The organism is Weissella thailandensis (genome assembly GCF_001932615.1).
In the GTDB taxonomy this organism is placed as follows: Bacteria; Bacillota; Bacilli; order Lactobacillales; family Lactobacillaceae; genus Weissella; species Weissella thailandensis.
In genome coordinates, this window is sequence record NZ_CP014332.1 from 1609499 (window position 1) to 1625713 (window position 16215).

Annotated in this window: 15 protein-coding genes; 3 read left to right on the top strand and 12 right to left on the bottom strand. The window is 36.6% G+C overall.

The features are described from left to right. Window positions 1-9: 9 nt before the first annotated feature. From FOL01_RS08040 to FOL01_RS08070, 8 genes are all read right to left on the bottom strand, one after another. The gene (locus FOL01_RS08040) at window positions 10-363 is read right to left on the bottom strand and encodes a YisL family protein (RefSeq protein WP_075270138.1); all 354 of its coding nucleotides are present in this window, start codon (window positions 361-363) and stop codon (window positions 10-12) included. A gap of 293 nt (window positions 364-656) precedes the next feature. Continuing rightward, a complete protein-coding gene (locus tag FOL01_RS08045) occupies window positions 657-1997 on the bottom strand; it encodes an ISL3 family transposase (RefSeq protein ID WP_075269323.1) in 1341 nt (446 codons plus the stop codon). Between the two features lie 111 nt (window positions 1998-2108). Next, entirely contained in the window at window positions 2109-2903 is a 795-nt protein-coding gene (locus FOL01_RS08050) for an IS3 family transposase (protein ID WP_083603472.1), read from the bottom strand. A 35-nt stretch (window positions 2904-2938) separates the two neighbouring features. Continuing rightward, a complete protein-coding gene (locus FOL01_RS08055) occupies window positions 2939-3424 on the bottom strand; it encodes a helix-turn-helix domain-containing protein (protein ID WP_075269074.1) in 486 nt (161 codons plus the stop codon). 83 nt (window positions 3425-3507) lie between these two features. Beyond that, window positions 3508-4167, bottom strand: a complete 660-nt coding sequence (locus FOL01_RS08060; protein WP_075270140.1) for an ABC transporter ATP-binding protein — start codon at window positions 4165-4167, stop codon at window positions 3508-3510. A gap of 22 nt (window positions 4168-4189) precedes the next feature. Next, the gene (locus FOL01_RS11385) at window positions 4190-4780 is read right to left on the bottom strand and encodes an FtsX-like permease family protein (protein WP_237342623.1); all 591 of its coding nucleotides are present in this window, start codon (window positions 4778-4780) and stop codon (window positions 4190-4192) included. Window positions 4781-4783: 3 nt separating this feature from the next. After that, window positions 4784-5641: an ABC transporter permease family protein gene (locus tag FOL01_RS11390; RefSeq protein WP_237342624.1), complete on the bottom strand. Its 858-nt coding sequence runs from the start codon at window positions 5639-5641 to the stop codon at window positions 4784-4786. A gap of 211 nt (window positions 5642-5852) precedes the next feature. Then, on the bottom strand, window positions 5853-7187 hold the full coding sequence (locus FOL01_RS08070) for an FAD-dependent oxidoreductase (RefSeq protein WP_075270141.1): 1335 nt from the start codon (window positions 7185-7187) through the stop codon (window positions 5853-5855). A 106-nt stretch (window positions 7188-7293) separates the two neighbouring features. On the opposite strand from FOL01_RS08070, the gene FOL01_RS08075 reads away from it, so the two are divergent. After that, entirely contained in the window at window positions 7294-7647 is a 354-nt protein-coding gene (locus FOL01_RS08075) for a winged helix-turn-helix transcriptional regulator (RefSeq protein ID WP_075270142.1), read from the top strand. 572 nt (window positions 7648-8219) lie between these two features. On the opposite strand, the gene FOL01_RS08080 is transcribed toward FOL01_RS08075, so the two are convergent. After that, window positions 8220-10820 (bottom strand): efflux RND transporter permease subunit, encoded by a 2601-nt coding sequence (locus FOL01_RS08080; RefSeq protein ID WP_075270143.1) that lies wholly within the window; start codon window positions 10818-10820, stop codon window positions 8220-8222. 113 nt (window positions 10821-10933) lie between these two features. Between FOL01_RS08080 and FOL01_RS08085 the strand changes: the two genes are divergently transcribed. Beyond that, window positions 10934-11461 (top strand): TetR/AcrR family transcriptional regulator, encoded by a 528-nt coding sequence (locus tag FOL01_RS08085; protein ID WP_075270144.1) that lies wholly within the window; start codon window positions 10934-10936, stop codon window positions 11459-11461. A 132-nt stretch (window positions 11462-11593) separates the two neighbouring features. Here the strand turns inward: FOL01_RS08085 and FOL01_RS08090 are convergent, their stop codons facing one another. The 3 genes from FOL01_RS08090 to FOL01_RS08100 all read right to left on the bottom strand — a co-directional run bounded on the left by FOL01_RS08090 (window position 11594) and on the right by FOL01_RS08100 (window position 14873). Continuing rightward, on the bottom strand, window positions 11594-12715 hold the full coding sequence (locus tag FOL01_RS08090; protein WP_075270145.1) for a tyrosine-type recombinase/integrase: 1122 nt from the start codon (window positions 12713-12715) through the stop codon (window positions 11594-11596). A gap of 14 nt (window positions 12716-12729) precedes the next feature. After that, a complete protein-coding gene (locus FOL01_RS08095; protein ID WP_075270146.1) occupies window positions 12730-12930 on the bottom strand; it encodes a helix-turn-helix domain-containing protein in 201 nt (66 codons plus the stop codon). A 164-nt stretch (window positions 12931-13094) separates the two neighbouring features. Next, window positions 13095-14873, bottom strand: coding sequence for an oleate hydratase (locus FOL01_RS08100; RefSeq protein WP_075270147.1), 1779 nt, complete (start codon window positions 14871-14873; stop codon window positions 13095-13097). A gap of 270 nt (window positions 14874-15143) precedes the next feature. On the opposite strand from FOL01_RS08100, the gene adhP reads away from it, so the two are divergent. After that, the gene (gene adhP, locus FOL01_RS08105; RefSeq protein WP_075270148.1) at window positions 15144-16160 is read left to right on the top strand and encodes an alcohol dehydrogenase AdhP; all 1017 of its coding nucleotides are present in this window, start codon (window positions 15144-15146) and stop codon (window positions 16158-16160) included. Window positions 16161-16215: the final 55 nt, after the last annotated feature.

A 16215-nucleotide genomic window follows, 5' to 3' on the forward strand; every position in this document is an offset into this window, starting at 1 on the left:
ATTAAATATTTAAAAAGGGAAGCCACTTGCTAAGTAAATGCCAAATAATCCCAACAATAAAATTAGAATTATAACGCCGATCGCAAAGTTTCTGTTTAACCGTCGTTGCTTTTTCTTAGCAAAACTCATTTCGATAATGCCCATCAATAAGATAGCAAAAATGACTTTAACAATTGTTAATACTGGACTTGATTGATAAGCATATTGAAACAGTCCAATCCCTGTTATGATTGCCACGATGTAAGAAAGACGGGCAATCATCATACTAATGACACTAACCTTCTGATTCGAGCTAAAAATGGCAATTGCCGCAACGATAATTAAGACGATCCATGTCACAAAATGAACCCACATATTTACCATAACTATTCCCTCCTGAAGAAATACTCTCTCTATCGTACACCTATTATTAGAGAATGACTCCCCCTTTAAATAAATTATCAATAAATAACAAAAAGGTTGAAACGGGCAAAAACGTTTTGAACTGAACCCCAAAAATTGGAGAGAAGTTTAAGCAACTAGCTGGTCGGAAAGACTTCGGTATTGAACCGGAGTTTTTCCGGCCAGCTTTGTTTTAATGGCTCTGTGTCAAATAGCGTGAAAAACAGTAAAATCGATTAATTAGGTTTGTGAAAAGCGACTGTGAATCTGACAGATTATATCAGATTCATGGTCGTTTTTTGTGTTAATAAGTTCATGAAGTTTACTTTAATTTGGTGACGATTAAATAGTTGTAGACGAATTCTGAAAAAGTAATTATGTGGGTTACCATAGCCGTAGGCCGTCCGGCCAATCTGTTTAATACGACGATTTGTTCCTTCAATACGTCCATTGGAAGCAGGATTTGAAAAGGCATTCTTAATACCTTTATAGTTTTTCTTGTAGCTTAAAATAACCTGATCCATTGCAGAATGGTTTGGTTTATACTGAGCTACAATTGCGGAGAAGTCATCAAAGGAATGATTCTGCTGGGATGTTAATATTGCTTGATAAACTTCATAAGCTTGCTTAAAGTGATGCGATAAACCAAACACTAGTTGTAAAGCATCCTGAGGGTACATGTATTCATTAATGCCTTTGAACCAACGAGTTTGGTTTAAATCCAGTTTGGTAAGGTTGGTAATGAAGAACTGCCAATTTGATTTCAGTAATTTGTAAACACGACTGTGTTTATTGTTAATGGCTCGTTGGATAGTGATTCTTGTAGATTGCACAGCTTTCATTGCCAGTTGAATAATGTGGAAACGATCAATAATTATTTGAGCATTGGGAAACATCTGTCTTAGAGGAGTACTATAGTTAGCGTTCATGTCTGTGACAACGTACTCTACTCGTTGTCGATTAGTTAAAGCATAATTCGACAAGTACTTTCGGATATTTGTGCTTGTTCTATTTGGGAAAAGCTCAATTAGTTCACTAGTACGACCATCGATCATTTCAAAACTATATTGATACTTAGCGTAATGAAATTCATCAACACAAATAACCGTTGGTAATTTTTTAGTGTAATTTGTTTGGTAGGCCTTGGCTGCGTGATGCATTAACTGATTCACTTTACTTGTTGATAAATGTAAAATATAGGCAATATTTTTTTCGGAAATATCACGTTTAGCCAAATCAATGATTTGGTGTAGTAAGGGTCGTGAGATTGATGACCTTTCCATAAAATCTGGTGATTGTGCAACAAAGGTACTCCGGCAACGACGACATTGGTAACGTTGTTTCGTTAAATATAAAATTTGTTGATAACCATTAGTGGTAGGTAATTTATACTTAGCGCTATCAGTACCCGATAAGTATAAATGATCAGTTAAACTAAAACCGCATTGTGGGCAGTATTCAGGAGGAGTAGCTAGACTGGCTTTATATAGTAAAACTAAATGATGATAATGCCCGTAAGGGACTAACTCATTGAAATTACCATCTTCAGAAATTATAAATTTAATATTTTTGTCTGTTAAACCAACTGAATTTAGGATAGAATCATTAATGGACATCAATAAATACCTCGTATCTGTTTTTTTCGTCGATTACATTTTACGCCGGTATCTTATTGGTGTCTTTTTGTTTGTGAAAAAGGCGAAATAAAAAGCGTGAAATTTTTAGTTTCACGCTAGAAAGTATAGAGCCGTTTTAATCCGCTTATTGTTGTAGTAATAGATATAATTATTGACGGCAGACTTCAGCTCGTCATAGTTTTGATAATGGTTATTATGGACAGTTCCTACCTTCAAGATATGAAAGAAGCTCTCTGCCATAGCATTATCTAGACAGGTCGCTTTGCGACTCATACTTTGAAACACATGGTTGTTCTGCAAACGTGAGACATATTCATAATTTTGATACTGGAATCCCTGGTCAGAGTGAATCGTCAAACGGTAATTTAATTTGGGCCTAGTATTTAATAGTTCATCCAGTGGTTTCGTAACGAAATCAACGGTTGGATGAAGATCAATATTCCAAGTGAGAATCTCACCACTATAAACATCAATATAGGCCGTAAAATATGCTCGTTCAGATACTGTTCCAGAACCCCAACGCATTTCAGTAACATCTGTGAGCACTTTCTGATAAGGTCGGTCTGTTATAAATCGACGTTTAACACGATTTGGTGCAATACGACCAACTGTTCCGACATATGAATTGTACTTACGAGTTATTCGGTTAAATGCAGTACAAAGAATACCGTTCATTTTCATGATTTTCAATACAACCTTATGGTTGGTATTAAACCCTTGGTTATGCAATTCCTGAGTGACACGACGGTAACCATAATCGGGATTTTCATTACGAACTGCAGTAATGGCATTAATCAAATCACGAGGATATTCTTTATATGCTCGCTTGCAAGCATCATAGTAGCTACTACTAGACATTTCTGCTACTTGAAGAATTAATTTCAATTTACATTTCAATTCCTGCCTTAACACAGTAATTACTACCGCTTTGTCTTGGTTTGTAATTTCTTTTTCTCTTGTGCTAAGGCCTCGAGTTTTTCCAGATAGGCTACCTTAATACGCAGTAATTCATTCTCTTCTTCAAGTTTCTTAATTTTATTATCTTCTTGCTTAGTCATAATCTTTTTCCGCCTTTTCTTATTAGATTTCAGGCGCCCAGATTCCAGTGCTCTTTCCCATTGCCAAATGGTAGCTGGGGTACGAATATGAAATTTCTTAGCAGTTACCGGAAGCGAAGCTTTGTGCTCAAGGCGCCATTTAATTACCTTGATTTTAAAGGAATATTGATAATTTGTCTTACTTTGACTAGCGTTGTTTAACCCATAGATACCAAGCTCCTTGATGTTAGTAACCCAGTTACGAATGGTGTCTGTTCCTTTAATACCAAACTTTTTCCGTATTTTATAAGGCGGAATACCTTGTAGGTACATCGTGACTGCTTCAATTTGTACTTCTTTTGAAAACATAGTAAAACCCCGTAAGTTTTGGAAATTACTCCAACTTACGGGGTTCAGTTCATTTCAACCTTTTTGTGCTAAAGATGTATTCACTACAAGACTGTAAATTGACGATCTTTCAATTCTATTTGAACATCTGCTTCTTTGGCAATCTCGCGATCATGCGTAATTAAAATGACCGTTTTACCGTAATCATGGGCTAGCTCTTTAAACAAGTTAACAATGACTCTTGAATTCTCATGGTCTAAGTTTCCTGTCGCTTCATCAGCCGCAACAATTGGTGCATCAACAAGTAACGCCCGCACGATGGCAATACGTTGCTGTTCACCACCAGAAAGTTTATGAACATTTTTAAAGGCTTGCGCTTGGTTAATACCGACTCGAGCTAACTGCTCTAAAATATACTGGCGATCACCTTTATGTGACGAACGCGTTATTGCCAAAGCAGTTTCAATATTTTGGTAGGCTGTCATTGACGTTAATAAATTATACGATTGAAAAATCGTTGCCACATAACGTTGCCGGTATTTGGTTAAGCCAATTTTGTTAATTGATACCCCATCAATCGCTATTTCACCTGCGCGTGGGACATCTAAACCAGCTAAAAATGATAAAATCGTCGTCTTTCCTGAGCCAGACTCACCAATGATCGCATAAAACTTATTAGATCCAAATGTTAAATTGACATCACTGTAGAGCTTGCTGGACTCATCAGTATACCAATGCGCTAAATTTTTAGTGGTTAATATCATTTCATCTTCCTTCACTCTCTAGTTAATCAGCTTGTAAAATTTTCTTCGGTTTCAGTCGTAAAATGGTTATACCTGCACCACTAACTGATAACAAAGCAATCAAGATTGCGATACCACCTAACTCAGCGACTGCCATTGGCGTTAAGACAGTATTAATAGTCGTTGGTTTTGTCGTTGATTGGTCCATTGCACCATCAGTTATTTTGCCAGTAGCGGGCGCACCATTACCTTGGTGATCTGATTTATTTGTATTTCCACCGGGGGCACCTTGTTTCATCGCAGACTGTTGTGAATTTTGCTGTTGTGACACCAGACGATCGGAAATCGACCCAGAGACGGCAGTACCAGCAGCTGTCGCAATACCTAACGCCACAACCAAAACAATTAACAATTCAGTAAACAACTGAGCAACTACCTTAACCTTAGTCTCCCCCAACGCAACCAAAATACCAATTTCATGTCGACGTTCACGCGTCATTAAGAGAATAATCAAACCAAGTATCAACGCACCAGCAATCGCAACTACCCAAACAATCTTTGAAGCAAAGTTTGCAACATCTTTCATTTGCTTAGCTGCTGTCTTGTATGTCGCCGCATCACTTGTTAGCGTCATGTTTTAATCATTCAAAATCTGCTTAGCTACTTTGATGAAGGCTTTTGTCTTTGATGAATCGGCCATCGTGTAGGTCACATTTGAAACCTTTCCTTCAGTACCAGCCAATTCATTCGATAAAGTATACGAGGCATAAATCGTATTTAAGGGATCTTGGTGTGAAAAACCATTCGTAGTAGTTTTCGCGTTGTAAATACCGACAACCTTTACTGATGTTTTCTTTGATGCATCTGAAGTATTGGCAAACTTAATGCGATCGCCTACCTTTAAATTATTAGCACTGGCTAATTCCGATTCGATGACGACATTATTTTTATTTTCATCGCTTGCCTTGATACCTCGTCCGCTTATCATCTTAGCCGTACCAGCCGCAAAATTTGCTGAACCAGCTGTTGTACTAACACCATTAATTTGGATGCTCCCATTACTTGATGAGTTACCAAAGGGGCCGCCCATACCAGTTTGACTTGATGCAGACGAAGTCGAAACTGCATTGAAACCACTGGCGTTAACCGAGGCACTGGTTGATATATTGTATGATGCCACATTTGATAGTGCAGCAATCTTTTTAACTTTTGCAATTGTTGTTGTCGGCTGAGTGAAGGTTGGCTGCTGATCAGTTGTTGCCGAAGACGATGACATTTTTTTCTGCATCTTTTGCATCATCTTTTCTCGATTTTGTGACAAGGTAACGGTTGAACCAATTGAATTAGTAGCTGTTTTTGCCGACATTAAGGCGGCATTTTGAATAATTAATCCTGCCATCACAAACATCAAAACAACACTAGCAGTAATTACCAGCAAAACGGTCCGTCCTTTACGGGACCACAGGGTAATCCCTGCTCGTTTAATAAAATTCATGTCTATAACTCCACTTCCGAATAATTTATGAGGTTTGAATAATTTTATTCTATGTGGACGAACTTTCATAAATGTTAAACTAGGCTCAACTGAAACTTAAGTTGTGCGTTGTTATTTAATTTTAAAAATACCAAAAAAAGAACCCGACTAACTGAAATTAGTCAGGTTCTTTTTTATTATCAAATATTTTTATTCGCCAAATTTTGACAGATTACAGTTCAGCAAAAAGGTCATTCAACGCTTCAGTCATAGTGGGGTGCGTATAAATTTGATCTCGCAATGCTTCAGCTGGTAAATTGTTTTGCATAGCAAGACTGATAACATTGATTGTCTCATATGCTTCTTCCGCATAAATTGTTGCGCCAAGTACCTGGTGTGTTTTTTCATCTACAAGAACTTTATAACTACCACGTGGATTTCCAATGACTTGTGATTTGGGAACACCAGCAGTGAGCATCTTGAAAACTTGGTACGGACGCTCTTTCTTTTGCAACTGGGCTTCAGTTTGACCAACACTGCTAATTGCTGGATTTAAGAAAATCGTATTAGCAAAAACGGGGCGATTAGCACGTGTTCGCGTTTGGTCACCGAAAAATTGACTATTTAAAATACGCCAATCATCTAATGAGATATAAGTAAATTGTGGGCCACCTTTAACATCACCCATTGCAAAAATATTAGTGACATTGGTTTCTAATACGTCATTAACAAGAATTTCACCATGACTACCTGTTTGGATGTTAGTACGTTCAAGATGAAGGTCATCCGTGTTAGCACGCCGTCCTGTGGCAACCAACAAGGCATCGACATGTAAAGTTTGCCCGCCATTTGGCGTATTGACATCTAAGATAATGCCATTAGCCATATCAGTTACTTTTGTGAGTTGGCTGTTTAATAAAAATTGAACGCCATCTGTCGTCATATCTTCCTTGGCTGCATTGGCTATTTCTGGTTCAAGTTGATTTAGAATCATTTTATTTTGCCCAATTACCGTAACTTGGCTACCAAATCGGGCATACATTGCGGCAAATTCTAATCCAATTGGGCCATCACCTAAGATAGCAATATTTTTAGTTTGCTCTGTCTGGTCTAAAAGTGTCTTAGATGTAAAAACATGCTGACTATTTTTTAACCCTTGAACATCTGGCAAAACAGGAGTTGACCCTGTATTGATAAAAATTTTGTCGCCAATCACCGTCTCTTGTCCTGAATCATCACTAACTTCAATAGTGTAATCATCAATAAACGACACATCAGCCCTTAAAACTGTGGCATTTTCTTGATCAGCAACCTTATGATAGTTTTTATTTCTTAATTTATCAACCAGTCTATTTTTAGTGGCGATTGCTTCATCATAGTCCGTACCATGCTGTGCATTGATTATCATATTCTTAGAAGGTAGACAAGCAACATTAATACAAGTACCACCATACATTGCAGAATCTTTTTCAATCAGTAGAACTTCTTGCCCATTTTTTGTTAATGATCCCGCAAGTGTCTTACCGGCTTTACCGAAACCGATAATAATATTCTCAAAATGTTTCATAATCAATGACCCCTTGTCTTTTAGTAATTTTATCTATAGTATAATTACAGAGAGGAAAGTAAACAATTAGGAACTTTAAAGTAACTAGAGAAATAAGGTATTCTTCATGGTAAAAACATACTTAGCAAATCAACAATTATTTAGTTGTCCCGTCGAAACAACTACCAATTTGATTGGTAAAAAGTGGGTGCCAACTATCATGTTGACACTTGCTGATCATCCGTATCGTTTTGAAGAATTACACAAGACGATGTTAGCCAGCCGAAAAGTACTCAAGCAACAACTAGATAGATTAATTAGTAACGGTCTAGTATTTAATAATAAATATAGCAGTGATAACCAAGTGACCTCTTCATATTCCCTGACTGAAGAAGGTCGATCGCTCATGCCAATTATTTTTGCAATGAAAAAATGGGGAAATCAATATTTAGTCTGTGATTCTGACAGTAAATTAAATTGAGTGACACTTTAAATATAAAAACTAGTTTAAAAGCAGGTTATAGTAAGCTCACAAATTAAGAATAAGTTCTCTATAAAAACAAAATCCAGTTAAACATAAGCGTCAGAACGAAGAATCTTGCCTTCATTCTGATGCTTTTTAATTATAAAATGCTTGTGTTAACCTTTCTAAATCAACTTAAAAATATTGGTTCATACTCCAACACTTAGCATACAACTAATAATCATCCCCTCTATCAAACCAACAAAAAAGAACCCTACTAACCGAAATTAGTAAGGTTCTTTTAATTGCTAATTACTTAGCAATGATTTCTTTGTATTCTTCACGAGTTCTTTATCGGTGCTTATTAATTCAATGAAAACGTTGATAGCAAGCGACATACGAGCGACAAGTAGACTATTTCAAGTGCCATTTGTCGTCATTTTTGAAGTCAATTTTGAACAGTTTCCTACATATAATAGACCTATATTTTCAAAACCATAAAGTTGATCTATCATGAAACGTCACCCTAACAATCCTAACACCCCTTTTAATACAAATTTATAATTTTATCATTAACATTATTTCAGAATTCACATTAGTCCATGTCGTTTCATATGTTTGTCTTCTTTACCTTGAGTAATCACAGTCATTGCGGGTAACAATGTTAATGCTGCAATGAGAGCATATGCTGTATCCAAAACTGTAATTAGTCCAAACGAACTCAAAACTGGGAAACTAACAAAGATAATCGCAAAGAATCCACCAACAACGGTCAATCCAGAAACGGTAATCGCCGAACCAACAGACTTCACAGCGGTAATCATTGATTCCCTTACTGATAGACCATTAACAAGTTCCTCTCGATAACGTTCTAATATCAAAATTGTAAATTCGGTTCCAATACCCAAAACTAAGGCACTCAATCCTAGTGTTAGAGGATTATATGATTTTCCTAGTAAGAATAATGTCAACGGTGACATTCCCAACACAATGACGATAGGGAATGCTGGTAATAACGCATGACTTAAGCGATGGTAAATTAAGAATAATACAATAACTATTATTAGCACACCCGCAACCATCATCAATGTTCGATTAGAAGAAATATTATCCAATCCCACTAACATCATAACCTGTGCACCAGCTGGCGAAATCTTATAACTCTTACCTTTTGTTGCTTGTTTGATATCATGATTAATCTTTTTCATTAACTTGTTTTGATCAGCTGATGAAAGTTTATCATCAATTTTAAATTGAATGGTACTGTAATGATGATTCTTGCTTACCAGTTGTGCTCGCATAACATTTGGAATATTCTTTAAATCTGCATTAATTTTTGACTGTGATTTATCAGTAGATGCGCCACTCAACTGAGCAGATGATGATTCTAACGTTGTTACCGACAATACATCATCATACTTTTTATTAATTTGCTTAGCTAATTTATTAGTATCTACCAAAACCTGTTTATTTGTCACATCATCATCTTCAACCATATAATTTAGGTATGTTGTAGATCCCACTTGATCTTGAAGATAATTCGTGTTTTTTAGGCCCTGCATACTTTGTGGAATCATATGAGTCATATCTGTTTCGACTGGTACTTTACTTTCTACAGCAAAACCAGCAACACCTAACAGAATCCCAATAATGACAACGGGCCAAGCATGCTTTGTCACAAAGGTTGCATACCGACCTAAGAAACGGCCAATCATACTTTCTTTTTTAGCTGACTTTTTTAATTCAGGATTATGCCTATCAGCTATTGAAAGAGACGTAAACATCAACAATAGTTCAACAATATAGACCGCAAACACTCCGATTGCCAAAGTCAATCCAAATTGTTGCATCATTGGCGCCTTAGATAGGTACATTGTTAAGAATGCAAAGATCATGACAACTAACGCACTACCAACTGCTGGCCCCATTGCCATCAATGCATTGTGCACGGACAATTGATAATCTCTACTTTGTCGATATTCTTCTTCGTACCTATTTTGGAATTGGACTCCGAAATCTGTACCTAATCCAATGAGAATTGGCAAAGTTGCCATAGTTGCCAACGTTAATGAAATGTTCAACCATCCCATAATACCAAATGTCCAAACTAAACCAACCAAGACAAACAATAGTGAAAGTAGACGACGTCGAGCGGAAAAAACAATCGATAGGATAATAACCATCATTACGACAGCTAATCCAAGCATGATGGCCATGGTAGTCATAACCTCACCTGAAATTTCTCCCATAATTGCCGGTTGGCCGGCTAATCGCATTTTCACACCATCTATTTTATGATTTGATATCACTTTCTTCAAATCCTTTGAAACTGCGACATCGGTATCCATATCAGATTTATCAATCGTTAGATTAAGCATTAAATGACGCCCATTTTTAGGTAACAATGCTGAGAGTTGGCCAGTAACCTTACCATCTTTGAGTAACAAATCTTGCAATAGTGGGGTTGTCATTTTTTCAACACTTGGCAAAGCATTTAACATACTCTTAGCTAAATTTTGCTTTTGAGTTGTATCCAGTATTGTTTGCACATAACCCATAACTTGTTTTTGTTGATTTGCATTTAACAAACTATTCAAATTAGCCTGTGATCCTTGCGTGGCAAGTTGGCTCCTTTGTTCTGTTGTTAAAATAGCTTGTGTAAATTTTGAAACTTTACCCTTTTGCTCTGCTGACAAAGATGCCATTAATTGCTCTTGAATTTTCTGACTATCCTTCTTTGAAAGATTAGCCATTAAATCTTTTTGCAATTTTTCCTGTTTTTTCGCATCGGTATTGCTACTTTGATTCATTAATTGTTCAGCGCCTGAACTTTGTAATTCTTCATTTAGAAGTGATACAACGCTCGTTGTGCGAACGATATGATCCTTAGATTGCGCATCTTTTTCAATGGCAGCGACTTTAGCAAAGGTTTTATGATTAACTAACGAATCATTCTTATTATCCGCCGTTAATAAAAGGAAAGCATTATCACCACCGAATTGTTTTTGATAGGTTTCTGTATCTTTATAAATTGCTGAATTTGTATTAACAAAAACATCATTTCCCATTTTAATTTGAATATTGGGTAATCCAATAGCCAGGAATGCTGTTATAACTAGTACTAAAGCAATAATCCTTTTAGGTGCATGAATTACCTTATCTGATAACCAATTAAATGTTTTTCGAACCATACCTCTTCCTCTTCTCTACAATATGTTAGATATTCTAACAGGATTAACAACGCAAGAAAAGAAACAAAATGAGATGAATGTCTCATTTTTAAAAACTATGTTAAACTTTTAGTATGAAAAAATCGAAAATTACCCATCAAAAAATATTAACTGTCGCTGAAGAACTTTTTACCACTCATCAACTAAATAAAGTAACTGTCGAACAAATTTCGAAGTTATCTCACATCAATCGTAGTACCTTTTATCGCCATTTTCCGTCTTTTGAAGACTTAATTATTGAACTTGTGGAAGAAAAGATAACAACTATTAATAGGCCATTAAATATTAACCCTTATAATGAATTTCTTGTTTTGTTGCAAGTAATTGAAGACAATTTCTTACTTTTTCAACATATTATTACGCAATTAGATCAATTTCACTATCGTTTTCAACAATTGCTTAATGTACGATTACATGAAATTAAATTAACTGAATTTGCAAACATTGACATAAACAATCCGGCTAATGTAGAACTTTTTTATAATGTTGTTATTGCTATCTTTAGTAGTTGGCTTTTATCACCGAAAAAAATTAATAAACAGGACGTCAATAGCTTTGTAGTCAAGCATTTTTTTAATGTCTTTGAAAATAATAAAGACTAAAAACTTATTTTCTATAGATTATCAAAACTCTTTATTGATATTCATTAATTCAATGAAACGTCATCCTAACAACTCCTATATACAAAAAAACATGAAGCTTATCACTTCATGCTTTTTCATCATATTATATGACTACGCAATACCGTCTAATTGTTGAATCATGTTAGTAACTTCAGTATTAATAGTTTCTGGTATGACCTTGCGATAGAATTCATTGACCACTGCAATAGTGTCTCCCAAGATTTGGCTAACCACCTCCACACTCATGTTACCGAAATCTTTGGAAAGCATCACAGATGCAAATGTCCTTCGCAAACCGTGTGGGGCAATACAATCACTAGGATCCATTCCCAAAACGTCTTGTTGTATCTGTCGAAAATGGTAATTCAATGATGCCGAATCAGGTACACAACCATTGTCATTTCTAATGAGTAAGTGGTTATCATCATGAGTCTGATTATGGATATTATCCCAAGTCACTAACTTATTAAGTAGTGATTGTGGTATCTTGATTGTCCGATATGAATGCCTTGTTTTGGGCTCTTTTATCGAATGACTTGCCCGGGACCAGGCTTGTTTAACAGTTAGTGTCTGATTATCTAGGTCTAAGCAATCTGCAGTTAGAGCTTGTGCTTCCTGCGTACGTAGCCCCGTAGACAACATGACTAAAATCAGCATTTGCCAACAATCAAGTTTTGATACCTCTTTTTGATTAAGATAACTCACTAAACGCCTATATTGCGTAATTGATAGCACACTCATCTCTTTTGGCGGCCTATTTTTAGCAGCGCTTCGACAATCAACTAAGGCGACATAGTTTTTCAATAAGACACCATGTTGGACAAGCATGCTCAAAGCTGCGCTGATATTGCTCTTATGTTTCCGCAAACTACGATTTGATAGTCCAGATTTTCCTAATCTATTGAATAATTTTTGCATCATATCATGATTCAAATTACCCAACTTCAGATCCGGTACTTGTCTGGATAGCATTCGCAATGTACTCTCATACGACTTATACGTCGCTGCTGACAACCCAGGTCGCTTATACTTTAAGATAAATACTTCAAACGCTGAACAAAATGACACATTAGCATAGTTTATTGTGCGCGTTGTACTACGTAATAGCTGCATCTTACCTTCCCATGCTAACGCCTCCCTTTTAGTTGCAAAAGTCCGACTCTTTCTGACACGATTAGTACCACTACCTGAAGAAATGACAACCTTGTATTTGCCACTACTAATTTTTTGCATATCATCTATCCTTCTTATAATAGATCATCAAGTGGTAAAAACTCTTGATAGTTGGTTGCAACATAGTCTACCTTATCCAACAACCCCCGTTTTGGAAATTTAATAGCTCGACCTACCTTAATTCGTGGGAACTCATATAAGTCAGATAACTGTTTAAATGTTGCCCGTGATACTCCCAACATTTTGGCGGCTTGCGAGGCACTAATCAATGTCATACCGTCATCTTCCCTGATGATTTTTTTGACCCATAATCTCCTCCTTATCTTCTTGTTGCTTATTATAGCGCTTTCACATTATTCTATAAACCAAGCTTAAAATAAAAAGTTGGCACCTATTCGTTGGTCCCAACTTCATTTTCTAACGTTCTTTCAATATTCGATTAAAGCAACCCAGCTTCTTTCAACAACTCCGCTACCCAAGTATCATCAATTTTATGCAATGCTGTTTTTTGAACTAACTTTGGTATATGCAAGTCAATATCAGCTAGCTTCTTTTTATCATTCATATAGTAAATTGCACGCAGTAATGTTCGAATATCATATACTGAATTAAACACCTCCGGCACTGCCCGTTCAACATTTAGTAACGTATATACAGACTCCATTGCTGTTCGAATTGAGTACTCTGTTGTAAAGACCGTGTCACGTGTTGGTGATTCGGCAAAATTACCAATAAATGCCAAGTTCACTGATCCATCTGGTACAACTGCTGGTCGATCACCGGCAACTCTTGGCATAAAGTATGACGTAATAAATGGCATATAAACAGGAACTGTATTAATATTATCCTGTTTTGCCAGTGCTTTAATTTTTGTTTCCGGTACACCCAAATGATATAACCACTCCTGTGTAATTTCTTCACCTGTACTTTCAACAACTGTCTTATCAACAAAGTTTCCCTGTGTGTCGGAATACAAAGCATATAGCCAAACCACAATTTCATTTTCAGACTGTTGTTTAAAATGTGGTTGACGGTGGACTGCAAAGCTCATCAGCCAATTAGAGTCTGTAATCGTTACAATACCACCCGTATTGACTTTATGATCATGTAAATCACGATTCGTTAAACGCTCAATGTAAGGTTCCAGCTCACTATTCTTAATCGTTACTGTTGCTGCCACATGCCAGCTTTTTTCTGGTAAATTGTCATAAAATACTGCTGGATGACCAAATTCATTTGATTGTTCGGCAAGATTATTCCAAAGTGTCCAACTACCACCTAATTCATTGGTAACTGGTGCTGCTTCATAATGAGAACCATATGTGGTGCTCTCAGTAATCGAGCCATTTGTCACAAATATTAAATCATTCGGTGTTAATTGCTGCTCCTGTTGTTCACCATCTACATGCATGAATAACTTACGTGCCGTTTTCGTGCGATCATCATCATTAATATCAACATCAATATTGTCTACTGTCGTATTATATTGGAAGTCGACTCCAAATCCCTCAAGATACTTTATGATTGGTAAAACCATTGAATCATATTGATTGTATCGATTGAATTTCAATGCTTTAAAATCAGGTAACCCATCGATATGATGAATAAAACGCATTGTATAACGGCGCATTTCAATGGCTGAATGCCATTTTTCGAAAGCAAACATCGTTGCCCAATACATCCAGAAATTACTCTCAAAAAATTCAGGTGAGAAAAATTCTTCAATTGTTGTGCGCCCAAGTTTTGATTCCGGTGTCATGATTAACTTGATGAGCTCAACTGACTTCTCATCTAAGGTGTACTGACCATCAGTTGGCACGCGTTGTCCTCGTTTATAAATTAAACGCGTATTTGAAGAATTTGGATCATCTTTATCTAACCAATAAAATTCATCTAAATATGATGCCCCGGGAATCTCTAAAGATGGGATTGAACGATACATGTCCCACATCGTTTCAAAATGATTCTCCATTTCACGGCCACCCCGAGTGACCAACCCAATATTTGGTCGTTCAGTACCATCTAACGAACCACCAGGTACAGACAATTCTTCTAAAATATGAACTTGCTTACCTGGCATTTGACCATCACGAACCAAGAATACTGCTGCGGCCAAGCCTGCTAGACCACCACCGACAATATAAGCCGACTTTTGATCAACACCGACTGGCTTTCGTGGGTGTGCAAATGCTTCAAAATTACCACTACTGTAATTCATAAATTATTCCCCCCTCTTCAATGCAATAAACCATGGTCTTTCAAATCAAAATCTTTAAGAAATACTGCTTAATCCGTATTCCTTACCCCTAGAATACACATATTTAATTAAAATTACACTATACAGAAATGATGATTTTGTTTAACATATTGTTAAATAAAATAAGTAGTATTTTTGTGATTATTTGTATTGTTTTCACTTTACCTTTTTTGTCTTTTTTGATATGCTTTAAATGTTTAAATGTCAATAAATAATTTGGGGGAAATTACTATGAAAGCAGCCGTTGTCAGAGATAATTGTGATGGATATGTTGATATTAAAGATGTTCAACTACGGGATTTGAAATATGGTGAAGCACTTGTAAAAATGGAATATTGTGGTCTATGTCACACAGATTTACATGTCGCTGCTGGTGATTTTGGTAAAGTACCAGGTCGCATTATTGGTCACGAAGGCGTTGGTAAAGTAACTAAGATTGCTGACGGTGTAACCAGCTTAAAAATTGGTGATCGGGTATCAATTGCCTGGTTCTACAAAGGATGTGGTCATTGTGAGTATTGTACAACTGGCCGTGAAACCCTTTGTCGAAATGTAGAAAATTCAGGATTTAATGTTGATGGTGCCATGGCTGAAGAATGCATCGTCCCAGCGGACTATGCAGTTAAGGTTCCTGAGGGTCTTGATCCAATCGAAGCAACGTCATTGACCTGTGCTGGTGTGACCGTTTATAAAGGTCTGAAGACTGGTGATCTAAAGCCTGGCCAATGGGTTGAAGTTGTCGGTACTGGCGGTTTAGGTAATTTAGCGGTACAGTATGCTCATAATGTTTTTGGCGCTCACGTTGCTGCGGTAGATATTGATGATGCAAAACTAGCCGCTACTAAGGAATTAGGTGCTGATTTAACTATCAATTCTCGCAACGAAGATGCCTCACAACTGTTGCAAGATAAAGTTGGTGGTGTTCACAGTGCCATCATCACAGCAGTTAGTCCAGATTCATTTACAACAGCCGTTGACGCATTACGCCCTGATGGTACGTTGGTCGCTATCGCCTTACCTAAGGGAAATATGGGATTGAACATTTCAAAGACAGTGCTAGATGGTATTAAAGTTGCTGGATCACTAGTTGGTACTCGTCAAGATTTAGCAGAAACATTCCAATTTGGTGCTGAACATCGTGTGAAGCCAATGGTCCACACCCGTAAGCTATCTGAGATTAATGATATCATTGATGAAATGAAGAACAATCAAATTGTTGGTCGTATGGTCATTGATTTCACACACTAATTAACTAATTTATTTCTATCTATAACAGCAGAAGGCCGAGACGAAAATGTCCCGG

Excerpts from the sequence above, each read along its gene's own strand:
- FOL01_RS08100 (WP_075270147.1), bottom strand. The coding sequence starts at position 14,873 with ATGAATTACAGTAGTGGTAATTTTGAAGCATTTGCACACCCACGAAAG.
- FOL01_RS11390 (WP_237342624.1), bottom strand. The coding sequence starts at position 5,641 with ATGAATTTTATTAAACGAGCAGGGATTACCCTGTGGTCCCGTAAAGGA.
- FOL01_RS08095 (WP_075270146.1), bottom strand. The coding sequence starts at position 12,930 with ATGACATTGATTAGTGCCTCGCAAGCCGCCAAAATGTTGGGAGTATCA.
- FOL01_RS08040 (WP_075270138.1), bottom strand. The coding sequence starts at position 363 with ATGGTAAATATGTGGGTTCATTTTGTGACATGGATCGTCTTAATTATC.
- FOL01_RS08085 (WP_075270144.1), top strand. The coding sequence starts at position 10,934 with ATGAAAAAATCGAAAATTACCCATCAAAAAATATTAACTGTCGCTGAA.
- FOL01_RS11385 (WP_237342623.1), bottom strand. The coding sequence starts at position 4,780 with ATGACGCTAACAAGTGATGCGGCGACATACAAGACAGCAGCTAAGCAA.
- FOL01_RS08075 (WP_075270142.1), top strand. The coding sequence starts at position 7,294 with ATGGTAAAAACATACTTAGCAAATCAACAATTATTTAGTTGTCCCGTC.
- FOL01_RS08045 (WP_075269323.1), bottom strand. The coding sequence starts at position 1,997 with ATGTCCATTAATGATTCTATCCTAAATTCAGTTGGTTTAACAGACAAA.
- FOL01_RS08080 (WP_075270143.1), bottom strand. The coding sequence starts at position 10,820 with ATGGTTCGAAAAACATTTAATTGGTTATCAGATAAGGTAATTCATGCA.
- FOL01_RS08070 (WP_075270141.1), bottom strand. The coding sequence starts at position 7,187 with ATGAAACATTTTGAGAATATTATTATCGGTTTCGGTAAAGCCGGTAAG.
- FOL01_RS08055 (WP_075269074.1), bottom strand. The coding sequence starts at position 3,424 with ATGTTTTCAAAAGAAGTACAAATTGAAGCAGTCACGATGTACCTACAA.
- FOL01_RS08090 (WP_075270145.1), bottom strand. The coding sequence starts at position 12,715 with ATGCAAAAAATTAGTAGTGGCAAATACAAGGTTGTCATTTCTTCAGGT.
- FOL01_RS08060 (WP_075270140.1), bottom strand. The coding sequence starts at position 4,167 with ATGATATTAACCACTAAAAATTTAGCGCATTGGTATACTGATGAGTCC.
- adhP (WP_075270148.1), top strand. The coding sequence starts at position 15,144 with ATGAAAGCAGCCGTTGTCAGAGATAATTGTGATGGATATGTTGATATT.